Raw genomic sequence first — 14,666 nt, forward strand, 5'->3', positions numbered from 1 at the left:
CCTGTGCGCAGGCCAGGTGCGCGGACCCAGCAGGTATGCTCTGCACACCTCATGGCCCTCAAATCCACCATCTTCAAAGCGAACCTGCAGATCGCCGACATCGATCACAGTTACTACGCCGACCACGCGCTCACCCTGGCCCGTCACCCCAGCGAGACAGACGAGCGCATGATGGTCCGGCTGGTGGCGCTGGCGATCCATGCCCACGAGCTGGTCGACACCTGCGGCGGCGATGGCACGCTGGCCTTTGGCGCTGGCCTGTCCGATCCCGATGATCCCGACGTGTCGCTGACCGACTACACCGGCCGCAAACGGATCTGGATCGAGGTGGGCCAGCCCGAAGACAAGCCGCTGGCCAAGGCCTGCAGCAAGGCTGACGCGGTTTTTGTCTACGCGTTCGGATCAGCAGCCGACGTGTGGTGGCGCGGGATGGAGAACAAGGTTTCGCGCCTGGAGAAGTTGCAGGCCTGGCGCCTGCCCACCGAAGCCGCCCCCGCGCTGGCTGCCCTGGCCGAGCGCAGCATGCAGCTGCAGGCAACGGTTCAGGAGGGCGAGATCACGCTCTCCAGCACGCTGGGCAGCGTGCACATCGTGCCGCTGCGCTGGAAGTAGGCTCGGCCGCGCCGGTCGGAACCGTCCGCACAAGTCCTTCCTTAGCCGCCGTGCTTGCCGGCTTGCCAACCTCGCGCCCCCAGCACCTCGGACGCCAGTGCACTCGGCACGGCCTCCAGCGGCGTGGCCAGGGTGTCGTTCCATCGGTTGAGAAACGCAAACATCGCCACCACGCCCAGCAACTCCACGATTTCGCCGTCGCTCCAGTGCCGCTGCAGCTCGGCAAACTGGCTGTCGGTCACCGCATTGGGCTGCGAGGCGGCGGCCAGCGCAAAGTCCAGTGCAAGGCGCTCGCGTTCGCTGTAGTGCGCGCTGTTCGCGTAGGTCCAGGTATCGGCCAGCTTGGCATCGCTCACGCCAAAGTTTTTCGCGCCCAGCAGCGTATGGGCCTGGCAATACACACACCCTGCAGCCTGGCTGACCACATGTCCGACCAGCCGCCGAAAGCCCAGATCCACCTCGCCGGCGGGGTCCATCACCGCCGCATTCATCACCGCCAGCGCCTGCGCCAGCTTGGGTTTGCGTTGCATGGTGAGCACGCTGTTGGGCGTGAAGCCCAGTGTGCCCAGGAAAAAGTCGAAGTGAGGCTGCAGCTCGGGCGTGGTCTCTGGTGATAGCGGGGTCAATCGGGCCATGTTTTCTCCTTGGCCGCGATTGTGACCCCGCTCAGCGCCACATGGCCTGGTAGACACCGTCTGGATCGTGCCGCTTCGCCTGCACGGCAAGGTCAAACGCCCGCCCGCCGCGCGGATCGGTCCCGCGACCAGCGATGTACAGCCAGTTGCCGGTGTTGCTGTGCACATCAAAATCCAGCAGCTGCGATTCGAACCAGGCCGCGCCTGCGCGCCAGTCGCCACCCATTCCATGCATCCAGTAGCTGGCCACGATCTGGCGCATGCGGTTGGACAAAAATCCGGTGCGGCTCAGCTCGCGCATCCCGGCGTCGACCAGCAACTGTCCGGTCTGGCCAGCGCACCACTGCGCGAACTTGCTGGCGTTGAGCCTGGGCGCACGGTGTTCGGGTCGCTCAGAAAGGCCTTGCGCGCGGTACAGGCGACGTCCGTGCTTGCGGTGCATGAGTCGAAAGTGGTCGCGCCAGAGCAACTCGAACCACAGCCAGTAGCTGCCGTCGCTGGCCCCGCGTTCGGCTTCGAAGCTTAGCAAGGCCGCCAGGGCAGCGCGCGGCGACATCGCACCACTGGCCAGCCAGGGCGACCATTTGCTGGAGAAGTCGGCGCCGCTGAGCTGGTTGCGCGTGGTCTTGTAGGTGTGGGGCAGATTGCGCGCCAGGTACTGCGCCAGATGGCCAAGGGCCGCGGTTTCACCGCCATTCCAGCTGGCTTGGCCGTAGGGGAAAGACGATCGGGCATCGATGGCACCCGGTGGCAAGGCCCCGGGTGCCGACAAGTGAAGTGGCCGCGCAAGGGCTTCGGGCCAAGGCGGGCAGCGCGTGGGTGCCGGCCGCGGCTCGGGCACCCGCACGCCTGCGCGCTCCACACCCTGGCGAAACACGGTGAACACATCGGGCACCGCATGGGCCTCCCACGGGAGATCTGCAGGATCGAGCAAACTGGACTGCCAGACCGTCTGCACCGCCAGCCCCTTCGCTTCGAGCACGGCGACCTCGGCCTGCTCATCCGGCGCAGCGATGTCCTCGGCCACCACCGCCACAGCGCCTGCCGATTGCGCCAGATCCAGCAAAGGCTGCGGCGACGGATCGCGCAGCACCATCAAGCCGCTGCCCCATGCTCGCAGCGACCGGTCCAGATCGGCCAGTGCCTGATTCAGGAAGGCTTGGCGATGGGCGCCCGCGCGCGGCATGCCCCAGGGCGAAACACCCGACCAGCGTTCACCCGCCCACCACACGGGCAACCACGCCAGGCCTTTGCGCTCGGCGAGCGCCAGCGAGGCCTTCAGCGCCGCGTTGTCGTGCAGGCGCAGGTCGTGGCGAAACCAGTGCAGGACCGCCGGCATCAGAACAGGCTTTGTTGTGCCGCCTCGGCGGCCGAGCGCGTGCGTCCGGTCTGCTCGGCCGCCCGCGAGCGCGAGCCGTGACGGCGCACGATGTCGGCCTCGCCGGCTTTCACCTCGGGCAGGGCACGGCGTTGGTGCAACCGGGTCTTGGCCTCGCGCGTGGCCCGCTCCAGATCCACCACCGGCAGCGGCCAGTCCACCCCCACGCACACGCCGCAGCGCGCTTGCACAGACTCGGGCATGCGCCAGGGCTCGAACAGCCACGCATCGGGCACGCGCTGCAGCACGGGCAGCCAGCGACGCACGAAGTCGCCTTGCGGATCGTGGTCGCGCGCCTGTTTGATGGGGTTGTAGACGCGGGTGGTGTTGATGCCGGTGGTGCCGCTCTGCATCTGCAGCTGGCTCCAGTGAATGCCGGGCTCGTAGTCCAGAAACTGCCGCGCCAGCCACTCGCCCACCGGCCGCCAGTGCAGCCACAGCGGGTACGACGCCACCGAGACCAGCATGGCGCGCATGCGGAAGTTGAGCCAACCGGTCTCGCGCAACATCGCCACGCACGCGTCAACCAGCGGCCATCCGGTGCGGCCTTCGGTGAGCGCGGAGAAGTGTGCCGGGTTGAAGTGATCTTCCCGCAAGCCGTCGTAGCCGCAGTGCAGGTTGCGCCACTCCAGTTCGGGCTCGTCTTCGAGCTTCTGGATGAAGTGGCAATGCCAGGCGAGCCGGCTCACAAAGGCTTCCAGGCCGAGCCGGTGGTGGCGCGCCTCAGGCGGCAACGTTGCCAGGCGCGCGCGCGTGGCCTGCACCACCTCGCGCAGGCTCAGGCACCCGTAGGCCAAGTAGGGCGAGAGCCGCGAACAGGCGGTGGGCGCCGAAAGGGGTGAAGAAATGCCGCCCCGATAGCTCAGGCTGCGCTCGTTCAGGAACTCGTGCAGCACCCGCGTCGCGTGCGTTCGACCTCCGCGTTGTCGCTGCGGGTGATCGCCCTCGCTCAGGCCCAGCGCCGCTGGGTGTGGTGCCTCCGGTTCGACCCAGGGCAAATTCTCCGAGCGCAGTCGCTCGGGCGCGAAGAGCTGAGGCGCCTGCACATGAGCTTCCCAATGCTGCGCCCAGCCGTCTCGGCTGGGCAGGCGCCGCACCACACCGAACTGCGACCACTCAGTCCAGACCACGCCCCGCTCGCGACACCAGCGCCGCACCGCCTGATCGCGGGAGTAGGTCACGCCGTTGCCGGTCTCTTCATGCGAATGAAGCTGGTCAAACGGCTGGGCCAGCATCAGCCGCTCCAGCACATCGGTCACTTCACCGGTGACCACCGTCAGCCGTGCTCCCCGCTCACTCAGCGACCGATCCAGATCGCGCAGGCTTTCACGAACGAAGCGCAAGTGCTGGGTGGCGGCGTCAGACTGCCGCCAGACAACCGGCTCGACCACGTAAAGGCACAACACCGGACCCTGCTTCGCTGCAGCGGACAGGGCTGCGTGGTCGTGCATCCGCAAGTCGCGTTTGAACCAGACCACCTTGAGCGCCATGGCCCACTCCAGATCAGCGCTGCAGTGGCGTGTGATCGACCCAGATCAGCTCAGCCGTGTTGACGCCGGCTTGCGCGGCCTGCGCCAGCAGGCGCTCGCGCACGCCTGCTGGCAGCTGCGCCTCGCGCGACAGAATCCAGAGGTAGCTTGGATCAGGGCCGATCACCATCGCCCAGCGGTAACCTGGATCGAGCGCCATCACATGGTAGCCACCGTAGAACGGGCCGAAGAACGAGACCTTGAGCGAGGCGGTGTTGGCATCACCCGTGAACACCGCTCGGCCCTCGGCCTCGCTCCAGGCGCCCTTCTCGACGTTGTAGCCGCGATTGAGCACCTTGACGCTGCCGTCGACGTTGAGACTGTAGGTGGCGCTCACCCGGCTCAGGCCGCGTTCGAAACGGTGATCCAGCCGTGCCACCTCCAGCCAGGTGCCCAGGTAGCGGTTAACGTCAAACGGCTTGACCACGCTGACGCCAGCGGGTGGCGCGGTGGAACAGCCAGCCAGCAATGCGCCTGCTGCCAGCAGCAAGAGAGCCAGCGCGCGGCGCCAGCGGACGAGCGAGGGTGTGTGCATGTGCAGGTTCCTAAAACGAAGTCGCCGGAACGGCGAAGGCCGTTTGTCTTGGACAAACCACGAGCTTGGTTTTATCATGATTCTTTGCCGCCACACCCTTTCGGCCCGATGCCCAACATGTCCTGGTTCAACACCCTGCCCGGTTTTCAAAAGTCGCACGCCGGCCTAGAGCGCCAGATCCTGCGTCGCCTGCCCCGCGTTTTGTGGGTCGGCACGGCGCTGGCTGCCCTGCTGGCGGGGGTGATGCGGTGGCTGCCCTGGAGTGGCAGCGAGGTCGAGGTATCCACACGCATCACCACGGTGGACATCTACCTCATCAGCCTGGTCATCCTGCACTGGACGGCGGTGCTCACGGTGGCCATTGGGGCCTTCATCGTGCTGGTCATGAAGGGGCCGGCCTACGTGGCCGACCCTTACCCGCTGAACGACGCCGACCGCCCGGCACCCTGAGCCGCGGCGCCGCCGTGGCACGGCGGCCTGGCGGGTCATCATGCGACAATCGGCGCACCCTGTGGCACGCCGTGCCGCCTCACCTTCAGCCTCTGGACACACACCATGAACCGCTGCGCCACCCTCTCGTTTCGCCGCCGCCTGATCGCCGTTGCCCTGCTGTGTGCAGCTGGTGGCACGGCCCTGGCTCAGAACGTCACCCCACGCGATTTTCCGGCCAGCGCTTTGCGCGGCACCCTGGTGGTGCTGCAACCCCCCGAGATCACCATGGACGGCCGACCCGCCCGCCTGTCGCCCGGCTCCCGCATCCGTGGCGCCAACAACATGATGGCCTTGTCGGCCACGCTGGTGAACCAGGAACTCACCGTGAACTACACGCTGGAGACCAGCGGCCTGGTGCACGACGTGTGGATCCTGACCCCAGCCGAGGCGGCGCTCAAGCGCCCCCGCGCAAGCGACCGCGATTTCTGAGCGCGGGCGCCCACCGCGCCCCCACCGTTGCCCCCGCCCGTGTCCTGCGGTCATCGTGCCTTTTGCACCCCCTGCCAGACGCCGTCTGCACTCGCCTCATGAGCAAAAAAGTCTTCATCAAAACCTTTGGCTGCCAGATGAACGAGTACGACTCGGACAAGATGGCCGACGTCATGCACGCCGCCCAGGGGTACGAACCCACGCAGAACGTGGACGAGGCCGACCTCATCCTGTTCAACACCTGCTCGGTGCGCGAAAAGGCGCAGGAAAAAGTTTTTTCCGACCTGGGCCGGGTGCAGCACCTGAAGAAAAAGGGCGTATTGATCGGCGTGGGCGGCTGCGTGGCCAGCCAGGAAGGCGCCGAGATCATCAAGCGCGCGCCTTATGTGGACGTGGTGTTCGGCCCGCAAACGCTGCACCGCCTGCCTGAGCTGCTGAACGCACGCGCGAAGCAATCGAAGCCGCAAGTCGACATCAGCTTTCCCGAAATTGAAAAGTTCGACCACCTGCCGCCAGCGCGGGTCGATGGCGCCAGCGCCTTCGTCTCCATCATGGAAGGCTGCAGCAAGTACTGCAGCTACTGCGTCGTGCCCTACACCCGCGGCGAAGAGGTGAGCCGCCCGTTTGACGATGTGCTGGTGGAGATCGCCGGCCTGGCTGACCAGGGCGTGCGCGAGGTCAACCTGCTGGGGCAGAACGTCAACGCCTACCGCGGCCCCATGGGCAACAGCGGCGAAATCGCCGACTTTGCTCTGCTGCTCGAATACGTGGCCGACATCCCCGGCATCGAGCGCATTCGCTACACCACCAGCCACCCCAACGAATTCACGCCGCGCCTGATCGAGGCCTACGCGCGCATTCCCAAGCTGGTGAACCACCTGCACCTGCCGGTGCAGCACGGCAGCGACCGCATCCTAATGGCCATGAAGCGCGGCTACACCGCTATGGAATACAAGAGCACAGTGCGCAAGCTGCGCGCCATCCGCCCCGATCTGTCCATGAGCAGCGACTTCATCGTCGGCTTTCCGGGCGAGACCGAAGACGATTTCGGCAAGATGATGAAGCTGATCGACGACGTGGGCTTCGACATCAGCTTTTCGTTCATCTTCAGCCCGCGCCCCGGCACGCCGGCCGCCAACTTGCCCGACGACACGCCCCACGCCGTCAAGCTCAAGCGCCTGCAGCACCTGCAGGCCACGATCGAAGCCAACGTGAAGCGCATCAGCGCCAGCCGACAGGACACGGTGCAGCGCATCCTGGTCGAAGGTCCATCGCGCAAGTCCAGTGCCGAAGTGCCCGAGCTCATGGGCCGCACCGAGTGCAACCGCGTGGTGAATTTTCCGGCCGGACCCAACGCTGCGCGCCTGGTGGGCCAGATGATCAAGGTGCGCATCACCAGCACCCAGGCGCACTCGTTGCGCGGCGAAGTGGTGGTGAGCGAGCCGGCATGAGCCGGCCCGCCATTCACCGATCGCTCAGAGGCCGAGCAGTTTCTTGGCGTCGGCCAGCGCCTTCATGGAGCCGGTGTGGTCACCAGCTTTGTGAAGCCGTTCGCCATCGGCCCGCAAGGTCGTGACCTGAGCCTTGGCGTCTGCGCTCATCGCAGGTTGGGTCGCCAGCTTGGCATCAATGGCCTTCATTTCACCGGGGCAGCCGTGCGCCATGGCAGCACCGGAAAACAGCACGGTCAGGCCAATCATCAGGTTTTTCATGGGAATCCTTCGTCAAAGAATGCTGCCAGAACATGCTGGCCCCTGCATCCTGCGCCGAACCCCGACTCACCACACAGCTGAGCACAGGTTCCTGTGCTCAGCGCGGGGTTTTGGCCATGCTCTTCAGCGGCTATCGAGGTAACGCGCGTCCGACCAAGTGGCGAGCCACTGCGGGACAAACGCAACGAAGATGGTCGCGAACATGCCGGTCAGAAACGCATCGCCCCAGGCCATCAACCAGCGGCCCACCAGCGCCTGCTCCATGGCTGGCGCGCCAGCCAGTCGGTGCAGCAACTCCATCATGAAGCCCGAGAAAAACACGGCGACGGCGGTACCCATGAAGGCACGGCCCAGGGTGTAGATAAAGAGGTTGGCCGGTAACCAGCGGCGCAACACAGCGCCAATGACCATGGCCACCGTGGCTGGCATCAGTCCCACCCAGAGCCATTGCGACACCACCGCGGCCAAATCGGCTTGCCCCAGCAGCCCAACCGACAAGGCGACCCCGGCGAGCACAAGGACCGCCAGCGGCCAGCCCAGCATGAGCACCAGCAGGCAGGCGCCCGAGAGCTGGATCTGAAGACCTTGCGGCAAGGTCTGCGGCAGCAACCACAGGCCAGGCAGCACGACCAGGGCCGCCAGCGTTGGCGTGAGAAGCGCGCCGCGCAGCATGCGCCAGGGCCGCAGCCACAGCGCCACGACCAGTGCGATCAGCGAGAGGACAAGTTCGATGGCGAAGAGCATGGCGCCCCAGTATGGGCGGCCCAGGGGACCGGGGGCTTGACTTCGGTCAACCCATGCCAGGCAGCTTGGGCATGCCTTTCATGCCGCCCATCTTCTTCATCATCTTCATCAGGCCGCCGCCCTTCATCTGCTTCATCATGCCCTGCATCTGCTCAAACTCCTTGAGCAGGCGATTGACTTCCTGCACGTGCACGCCCGCGCCGTTGGCGATGCGGCGCTTGCGGGTGGCCTTGATGATTTCGGGTTTGCGCCGCTCCTTGAGCGTCATGCTGCAGATGATGCCTTCCTTGCGCGCGATGTCTTTCTCGGCCTTGCCCATGTCCATCTGACCCGCCTTGGCCGAGAGCGCGCTGGGCAGCTTGTCCATCAGGCTGGAGAGGCCACCCATCTGCTTCATCTGGCGGATCTGCTCCAGAAAATCGTTGAGATCGAAGCCCCCGCCGCTCTTGACCTTGGCCGCCAGCTTCTGCGCGGAGGCCATGTCCACGCCCGCCGTGACCTGTTCGACCAGGGCCAGGATGTCGCCCATGCCCAGGATGCGGCCGGCGTGGCGCTCGGCGTCAAACACTTCGAGGCCGTCGATCTTCTCGGAGACACCTGCAAACTTGATCGGCGCACCGGTGACCGCGCGCACCGACAGCGCCGCACCGCCGCGCGAGTCGCCATCGGTTTTGGTCAGCACAATGCCCGTGAGTGGCAACGCGTCGCTGAACGCCTTGGCGGTGTTGACGGCGTCCTGGCCTTGCATGGCGTCCACCACAAACAGGGTCTCCACCGGCTTGAGGATCGCGTGCAGCTCCTGGATTTCCCGCATCAACGCCTCGTCGATCGCGAGACGACCGGCGGTATCGACCAGCAGCACGTCGAAAAAATGTTTCTTGGCGTAGTCGATGGCGGCGCGCGCGATGTCGGCCGGCTTCTGATCAGGCGTGCTGGGGAACCACTCAGCGCCTGCCTGCGCGGTCACGGTCTTCAGCTGCTCAATCGCGGCGGGCCGGTAAACGTCACCCGAGACGGTCAGCACCTTTTTCTTGCGCTTGTCGATCAGGTGTTTGGCCAGCTTGGCGGTGGTGGTGGTCTTGCCGGCACCTTGCAGGCCGGCCATGAGGATCACGGCTGGCGGCTGAGCGGCGAGGTTGATGTCGGCCACGCCCTCGCCCATGGTGGCGGCCAGCTCACGGTTGACGATGGCCACCAGCGCCTGACCGGGCGTGAGCGATCCCACCACCTCCTGGCCGAGCGCCTTTTCTTTCACCCGCGCGATGAAATCGCGCACCACCGGCAGGGCCACGTCGGCCTCCAGCAGCGCCATGCGCACCTCGCGCAGCATGTCGGTGACATTGCTTTCGGTGATGCGGGCCTGCCCCCGCATCTCTTTGACGATGCGGGAGAGTCGGTCGGAAAGGGCTGATGCCATGGTGCGCTCGGGTGGGTGCTGGGCGGTGGGGCGGGAAAACCGGCACACCAACCCGGCGGGCCGCCCGGTCTTCAAGCGGACAAGCCCGTTAAACTGTGATCTCAATTTTAGCGGCGCCCCTGCGCCCTCCCCTTGCGCCCGCATCGCGCCCATCAAGCACCGATGAACCTGCTGCCCGCCCTGACCACGAATCCGCCCGCGGCCCTGCTGTCTGCAGTGGCGGCATTGGCCTACGCAGTGCTGGCCTGGGCCTACCCGCGGTTGAGCGCTGCGCAGACGCGCACCCTGCTCGCCATCGCCTGGCTGCTGCACCTGCTGGTGCTCACCGTCGGGCTCACCGACCACCCGGTGCGCTTTGGTTTTGGACCTGCCTTATCCGTCACCGCGTGGCTGGTGTTCACGGTGTACCTGATCGAGAGCCGACTGTTTCCCCAGCTGCGCGCCCGGTGGCCGCTGGCGGTGTTGGGCACGTTGGCCATCTTGCTGGCGCTGCTGTTTCCCGGCGCCACGCACCCGACCCTGCCATCGGGCTGGCTGCCCATGCACTGGGCGCTGGGCATCGCGTCCTACGGCCTGATCGGTGTGGCGGTGGTGCATGCCTGGATGATGCAGCGAGCCGAAAAGGCGATGCGGCTGGGTACGGCGTCGGAGACAAGCATGCCGCTGCTGACCCTGGAGCGCCTGACCTTCCGCTTCGTGGGTGCGGGTTTTGTGTTGCTCAGCGCCACCCTGGCCGCCGGCTGGTGGTTTTCGGAAGTGTTCAACAACCGATTCGACTGGAACCACAAGACCATCTTCACCGTGTTGTCGTGGATCACCATGGGCGCGCTGCTGTGGGGCCGCTGGCGCATGGGCTGGCGCGGTCGCACCGCCATCCGCACGCTGTACCTGAGCGCAGGCTTCCTCTTGCTGGGCTACGTGGGCTCGCGCTTCGTGCTCGAAGTGGTGCTCGGACGCAGCTGACATGAAATACCTGCTTGTCATCGCGGTGGTGCTGGTCGCCTTTTATGTCTGGCGCAGCGGCCGCCAGGCCGAGCGTGATGCGTCTGCGCCGCCCCCCCGCAAGCCGCTGCCCAAGCCCGGCATCATGGTGGCTTGCGAGCAATGCGGCACCCACCTGCCGGAAAACGAATCGATCAGCGGCCGCCTGGGGCCGTATTGCTGCGCCGAACACAAAGCGCAGCGCGAGGGCAGCGGCAGATGACGCGCCAGGCCGGGCCTGAGCAGCCCCTCGCCGAAAGCTGACATGGCGCAATACGAACAGAGCTCTCAATTCGCGCCGTCCTGGTTCTCGGCACTGGAGAGCACCAGTTCCCATGGCCGCGAGCAACGGGTGCGCTCCTTTGTGCGGCTCTGGCGCGCCTTCATGCGCGCCCGCGTGTTCATCGCTGGCGTGCTGCTGCTGTTGCAGGCCTTTGTCGTGCTTACCGGCACGGGTGGTCCGCCCTGGTTGGTGGCCTTGTGCGCAGCTCACCTCAGTGCCGCGCTGGCTGTGTTGCTCTGGTCGCGCCCCATCCAGCCCGGCAAACCGGTTCGATTGCAATGGCTTTTCACCATTGGGGTGGACGTGCTGGTGTTCGCCGTGCTGCAAACTTTCCAGCAAGGCGGCATCAACTACACGCCACTGTTTGCGCTGCCGGTGCTGCTGGCATCGATCCTCGGGCCCCTGGTGCTCGCCCTCGGCACGGCCGCCCTGGTCACCCTGTACCTGCTGGGCGAGGCCTGGCTCAGTGCGCCGCTGCTGAGCGACATTTCCACGTCGCGATTCCTGCAGACCGCCCTGACGGGCACCGGCTTTTTCATCGTGGCCTTTCTGGCCAACCAGCTTGCCCTGCGGCTGGCGCGCGAGGAAGCGGTGGCCCAAAGCAGCCAGGCCGCCGCCCGCACCCAGGCGCAGGTGAACGAGCTCGTCATCGAAAGCCTCAGTGAAGGCGTGTTGGTGGTGGATCGGGACGGCGTGGTGCGCAGCGCCAATCCGGCCGCACAAGGCATGCTCATGGGCGATCGTTACCCCCACGCCGCCAAGCTGCTGCTTTCGGCGCGCGACAGCTGGGCAGGCCTGGCCAACCTGGTCAACGAGACCTTCACTTTGGGCCATCCGTTGGAAACCGAGCTCAGCATCGAGCTTGACGAGCTGACCACCCACCGGTTGTTTGCCCGCAGCCGGCTGACTGCAGCCTCGGGACGGAACGGCGGGCTTTGTGTGCTGTTTCTGGAAGACCAGCGCGAGATCGAAGCCCAAGTGCGCACGGAGAAACTGGCCTCCATGGGTCGAATGTCGGCTGCTGTAGCGCACGAGATTCGCAATCCGCTGTCCGCCATCACCCAGGCCAACGCGTTGCTCGATGAAGAGGTGCAATCGCCCGCCCAGAAACGGTTGACCCAGATGATCGACCAGAACGCGCAACGCCTCGCGCGCATCGTGGACGACATTCTGAACGTGGCGCGCGTGCGACCGGACCAGGCGCTGGCCAGTCAGCCCAGCCTGCCGCTGGACCAGACCATGCGCCAGATCACGCACGAATGGAGTCGCCAGAACCAGGCCCAGGAATGGCTCAGCGTGCATGCTCACGCGCCATCGGTGATGGTCGGGTTTGACCCTGAACACCTGCGTCGCCTGCTGGTGAACCTGCTGGACAACGCCTTGCGCCATGCCAGCAAACAACGGGCATCGATCCGTGTCATCACCCAGTCCAGCGCGTCGGACCGGGTGCGCCTGTCGGTGTGGAGCGACGGCGCACCGCTGGAAGCCAGCGTGCGACGGCACCTGTTTGAACCCTTCTTCTCCTCCGAGAGCAGGTCCAGCGGACTCGGCCTCTATATCTGCCGCGAACTCTGTGAACGCTATGGCGCCGAGATCGCCTACCAGCGCGCCTTGCTCGACCAGCGTGAAGGCAATGAGTTCTACATCGTGATGCCGGCGGCCGAAGGCCAGCGATTGCCAGTGCAGCAGAACCTGGGCTACCCGGACTCGGTGCCGGCGCGCCCGCTGCCTCCCCACAGCCGCCCCGGCGATCCGCCGCTCACGATCCGCTAAGCTGCCCCGAATGTCTGTGAATGTCCCCACCTCGGTGCTGGTCGTCGACGACGAACCCGACCTGCGCACCCTGTACGAACTCACCCTGCTGCGCGAAGGTCACCAGGTAGCCGCCGCCGGCGACCTGGCGCAGGCTCGCGAATGCCTGGCCCAACAGCGTTTTGATGTGCTGATCACCGACATGCGCCTGCCCGACGGCCTGGGACTGGAGCTGCTGCGCGAGCTCAATACCAACCAGCGAACTGAAAAGTGCATCGTCATCACCGCCTACGGCTCGGCCGAAAACGCGGTGGAGTCGCTCAAGTCTGGCGCCTTCGACTACCTCACCAAGCCGGTTGATCTCAAACAGCTGCGCGCCGCGGTGAGCGCCGCACAGGCCAGCCAGCGCCAGCTGCCCGACGCGACGCGCAACCCGCAGACCAGCATCGCACGCACCGCGCCTCCGCCAGCCGGCGGCGTGCGGTCTCTGGCGCGCATCGTCGGCAACGCACCCAGCGTGCTGCAGATCAAGGAGCGCATCGAAAAGGTGGCCACCAGCATGGCTCCGGTACTGATCCTCGGCGAGTCCGGGACCGGCAAGGAACTGGTGGCACGGGCGGTGCACGAGTGCAGCCACCGAGCCAACGGTCCGTTTGTGGCGGTCAACTGCGGCGCTATTCCAGAAAACCTGATTGAGTCGGAGTTTTTCGGTGCCCGTAAGGGCGCATTCACCGGCGCCAGTCAAGACCGCGAAGGTTATTTCCAGGCAGCTCAGGGCGGCACCCTCTTTCTCGACGAGATCGGCGACCTACCCTTGGCCATGCAGGCTAAGCTGCTGCGGGTGATCCAGGAACGCCGGGTGCGGGCGCTGGGTGGCGTGCAGGAAGACGCGGTCGATGTCCGGCTGGTGAGCGCCACCCACCGCGATCTCGCGGCGCTGGTGGCCAGCGGGGATTTCCGCCAGGATCTGTTTTACCGGCTCAACGTGATCGAGTTGCGCACGCCGGCACTGCGCGAACGACGTGAAGACCTGCCCGCCCTGATCGAGGCACTGCTGCGCCGGCTTTGCGACGAGTCCGGCGCGCCCGTGCCCTCGGTCTCTCCTGCCGCGTTGATGTGGCTGCAGGCGCACGAACTGGCAGGCAATGTGCGCGAACTTGAAAATCTCTTGCAACGTGCTTTGGCCATGAGCCAGGGTCCTTCGCTGGAACCCGACGATTTTGGAGCGCTGGACGACGGCGACGCTGCGCCCCAGCTGGCGCTACCGGCGCAGCCGGCGCCCGATGCCGGGCCCATTGAAGCCGGCCACAGCATCCCGGGTGACCTGCAGGCGTTCCTAGACAACCAGGAGCGCCTGGTGCTGCTCAAAGCCTTGAAAGAGGCGGACTTCAACCGCACTGCGGCGGCTGCCCGCCTGGGGCTGAACCTGCGGCAGATGCGCTACCGCATCCAGCGACTCGGCATCACCATGCCGTCCGATCCCGCGCTCGACGATGGCGATGCTGGTTGACGCCACGAACGTCCCCGGCTGGACCGGCGGTTGGCTGACCTCGGCCCGGCACAGCCCCTCACCCAACTTCGGGTCGCGCCCACCCGGCGAGGCGATCGATCTGATCGTGGTGCACTCCATCAGCCTGCCGCCGGGCGTTTACGGCGGGCCGGAGGTGGAGCAGCTCTTCACCAACCAGCTGGACTGGGAAGCTCACCCTTACTTCGAGCAGATCCGCGGCATGGAAGTCTCCTCGCACTTTTTCATCCGCCGCGACGGCGAGCTGATTCAGTTTGTCGACGCCGACGCGCGCGCCTGGCATGCCGGCGCGTCGTGCTGGCGCGGGCGATCCAACTGCAACGACCATTCGGTGGGTATTGAACTCGAAGGGCTCGAAGGCGAGCGCTTCGAAGCCGTGCAATACATCACGCTTTCCACGCTTTGTCAGCACTTGGCCGCTCGCTATCCGATCAACGCGATTGCGGGCCACGAACACATCGCGCCCGGGCGCAAACAAGACCCAGGCGCGGGATTCGACTGGGCTGCTCTACAACAACGGCTCGGCTGGCCTGATCCGTGTTTTCCCCAGCCCGACGAAGGCGCGCCCACCCAGCTGGCCTAAGCGCTCGCGGCATCGCGCCACCAGCGCCCGCCCGCAGCCCAGTGTTTTTGCGGGCC

Annotated in this window: 16 protein-coding genes; 9 read left to right on the forward strand and 7 right to left on the reverse strand. The window is 66.0% G+C overall.

Going from position 1 to position 14,666, the window contains the following annotated elements:
• Positions 1 to 51 precede the first annotated feature (51 nt).
• Positions 52 to 612 carry a YaeQ family protein gene (locus QUV25_RS03405; protein ID WP_300861312.1) on the forward strand — a complete coding sequence of 187 codons (561 nt, stop codon included), beginning with the start codon at positions 52 to 54 and terminating at the stop codon, positions 610 to 612.
• Positions 613 to 653: 41 nt separating this feature from the next.
• Here QUV25_RS03405 and QUV25_RS03410 read toward each other — a convergent pair whose 3' ends face one another.
• The 4 genes from QUV25_RS03410 to QUV25_RS03425 are packed head-to-tail and all read right to left on the reverse strand — an operon-like array spanning position 654 to position 4,689.
• A complete protein-coding gene (locus QUV25_RS03410; RefSeq protein ID WP_300861314.1) occupies positions 654 to 1,247 on the reverse strand; it encodes a carboxymuconolactone decarboxylase family protein in 594 nt (197 codons plus the stop codon).
• 31 nt (positions 1,248 to 1,278) lie between these two features.
• Positions 1,279 to 2,586 (reverse strand): DASH family cryptochrome, encoded by a 1,308-nt coding sequence (locus QUV25_RS03415; protein ID WP_300861315.1) that lies wholly within the window; start codon positions 2,584 to 2,586, stop codon positions 1,279 to 1,281.
• Entirely contained in the window at positions 2,586 to 4,115 is a 1,530-nt protein-coding gene (locus QUV25_RS03420) for an FAD-binding domain-containing protein (protein WP_300861316.1), read from the reverse strand. Before QUV25_RS03420 ends, QUV25_RS03415 begins: the two co-directional genes overlap by 1 nt.
• Before the next feature lie 13 nt (positions 4,116 to 4,128).
• A complete protein-coding gene (locus QUV25_RS03425; protein WP_300861318.1) occupies positions 4,129 to 4,689 on the reverse strand; it encodes a lipocalin family protein in 561 nt (186 codons plus the stop codon).
• Between the two features lie 117 nt (positions 4,690 to 4,806).
• On the opposite strand from QUV25_RS03425, the gene QUV25_RS03430 reads away from it, so the two are divergent.
• From QUV25_RS03430 to miaB, 3 genes are all read left to right on the forward strand, one after another.
• Positions 4,807 to 5,139 carry a hypothetical protein gene (locus QUV25_RS03430; RefSeq protein ID WP_300861319.1) on the forward strand — a complete coding sequence of 111 codons (333 nt, stop codon included), beginning with the start codon at positions 4,807 to 4,809 and terminating at the stop codon, positions 5,137 to 5,139.
• Between the two features lie 105 nt (positions 5,140 to 5,244).
• Positions 5,245 to 5,610 (forward strand): hypothetical protein, encoded by a 366-nt coding sequence (locus tag QUV25_RS03435; protein WP_300861321.1) that lies wholly within the window; start codon positions 5,245 to 5,247, stop codon positions 5,608 to 5,610.
• 98 nt (positions 5,611 to 5,708) lie between these two features.
• Positions 5,709 to 7,061: a tRNA (N6-isopentenyl adenosine(37)-C2)-methylthiotransferase MiaB gene (gene miaB, locus QUV25_RS03440; protein WP_300861322.1), complete on the forward strand. Its 1,353-nt coding sequence runs from the start codon at positions 5,709 to 5,711 to the stop codon at positions 7,059 to 7,061.
• A gap of 24 nt (positions 7,062 to 7,085) precedes the next feature.
• On the opposite strand, the gene QUV25_RS03445 is transcribed toward miaB, so the two are convergent.
• The 3 genes from QUV25_RS03445 to ffh form a co-directional block, all read right to left on the reverse strand.
• Positions 7,086 to 7,322, reverse strand: coding sequence for a hypothetical protein (locus tag QUV25_RS03445; RefSeq protein WP_300861324.1), 237 nt, complete (start codon positions 7,320 to 7,322; stop codon positions 7,086 to 7,088).
• A gap of 123 nt (positions 7,323 to 7,445) precedes the next feature.
• Positions 7,446 to 8,066 (reverse strand): hypothetical protein, encoded by a 621-nt coding sequence (locus QUV25_RS03450; protein ID WP_300861325.1) that lies wholly within the window; start codon positions 8,064 to 8,066, stop codon positions 7,446 to 7,448.
• Positions 8,067 to 8,112: 46 nt separating this feature from the next.
• Positions 8,113 to 9,483, reverse strand: coding sequence for a signal recognition particle protein (gene ffh / locus QUV25_RS03455; protein ID WP_300861327.1), 1,371 nt, complete (start codon positions 9,481 to 9,483; stop codon positions 8,113 to 8,115).
• A 162-nt stretch (positions 9,484 to 9,645) separates the two neighbouring features.
• On the opposite strand from ffh, the gene ccsA reads away from it, so the two are divergent.
• Genes ccsA through ampD form a run of 5 tightly spaced genes read left to right on the forward strand, consistent with a single transcriptional unit; the run spans position 9,646 to position 14,610 of the window.
• Positions 9,646 to 10,446, forward strand: a complete 801-nt coding sequence (gene ccsA, locus QUV25_RS03460; RefSeq protein WP_300861329.1) for a cytochrome c biogenesis protein CcsA — start codon at positions 9,646 to 9,648, stop codon at positions 10,444 to 10,446.
• A 1-nt stretch (position 10,447) separates the two neighbouring features.
• Complete coding sequence (locus QUV25_RS03465) at positions 10,448 to 10,687, forward strand: PP0621 family protein (RefSeq protein ID WP_300861330.1); 240 nt, start codon at positions 10,448 to 10,450, stop codon at positions 10,685 to 10,687.
• Positions 10,688 to 10,729: 42 nt separating this feature from the next.
• Positions 10,730 to 12,520, forward strand: a complete 1,791-nt coding sequence (locus tag QUV25_RS03470) for an ATP-binding protein (RefSeq protein WP_300861332.1) — start codon at positions 10,730 to 10,732, stop codon at positions 12,518 to 12,520.
• Between the two features lie 10 nt (positions 12,521 to 12,530).
• The gene (locus QUV25_RS03475; RefSeq protein ID WP_300861334.1) at positions 12,531 to 14,009 is read left to right on the forward strand and encodes a sigma-54 dependent transcriptional regulator; all 1,479 of its coding nucleotides are present in this window, start codon (positions 12,531 to 12,533) and stop codon (positions 14,007 to 14,009) included.
• Positions 13,993 to 14,610 carry a 1,6-anhydro-N-acetylmuramyl-L-alanine amidase AmpD gene (gene ampD / locus QUV25_RS03480; RefSeq protein ID WP_300861335.1) on the forward strand — a complete coding sequence of 206 codons (618 nt, stop codon included), beginning with the start codon at positions 13,993 to 13,995 and terminating at the stop codon, positions 14,608 to 14,610. The genes QUV25_RS03475 and ampD overlap by 17 nt, the downstream gene beginning before the upstream one ends.
• The last annotated feature ends 56 nt before the right edge of the window (positions 14,611 to 14,666 follow it).

Source organism: Hydrogenophaga sp., from assembly GCF_030373245.1.
Taxonomy (GTDB): Bacteria; Pseudomonadota; Gammaproteobacteria; order Burkholderiales; family Burkholderiaceae_C; genus Hydrogenophaga.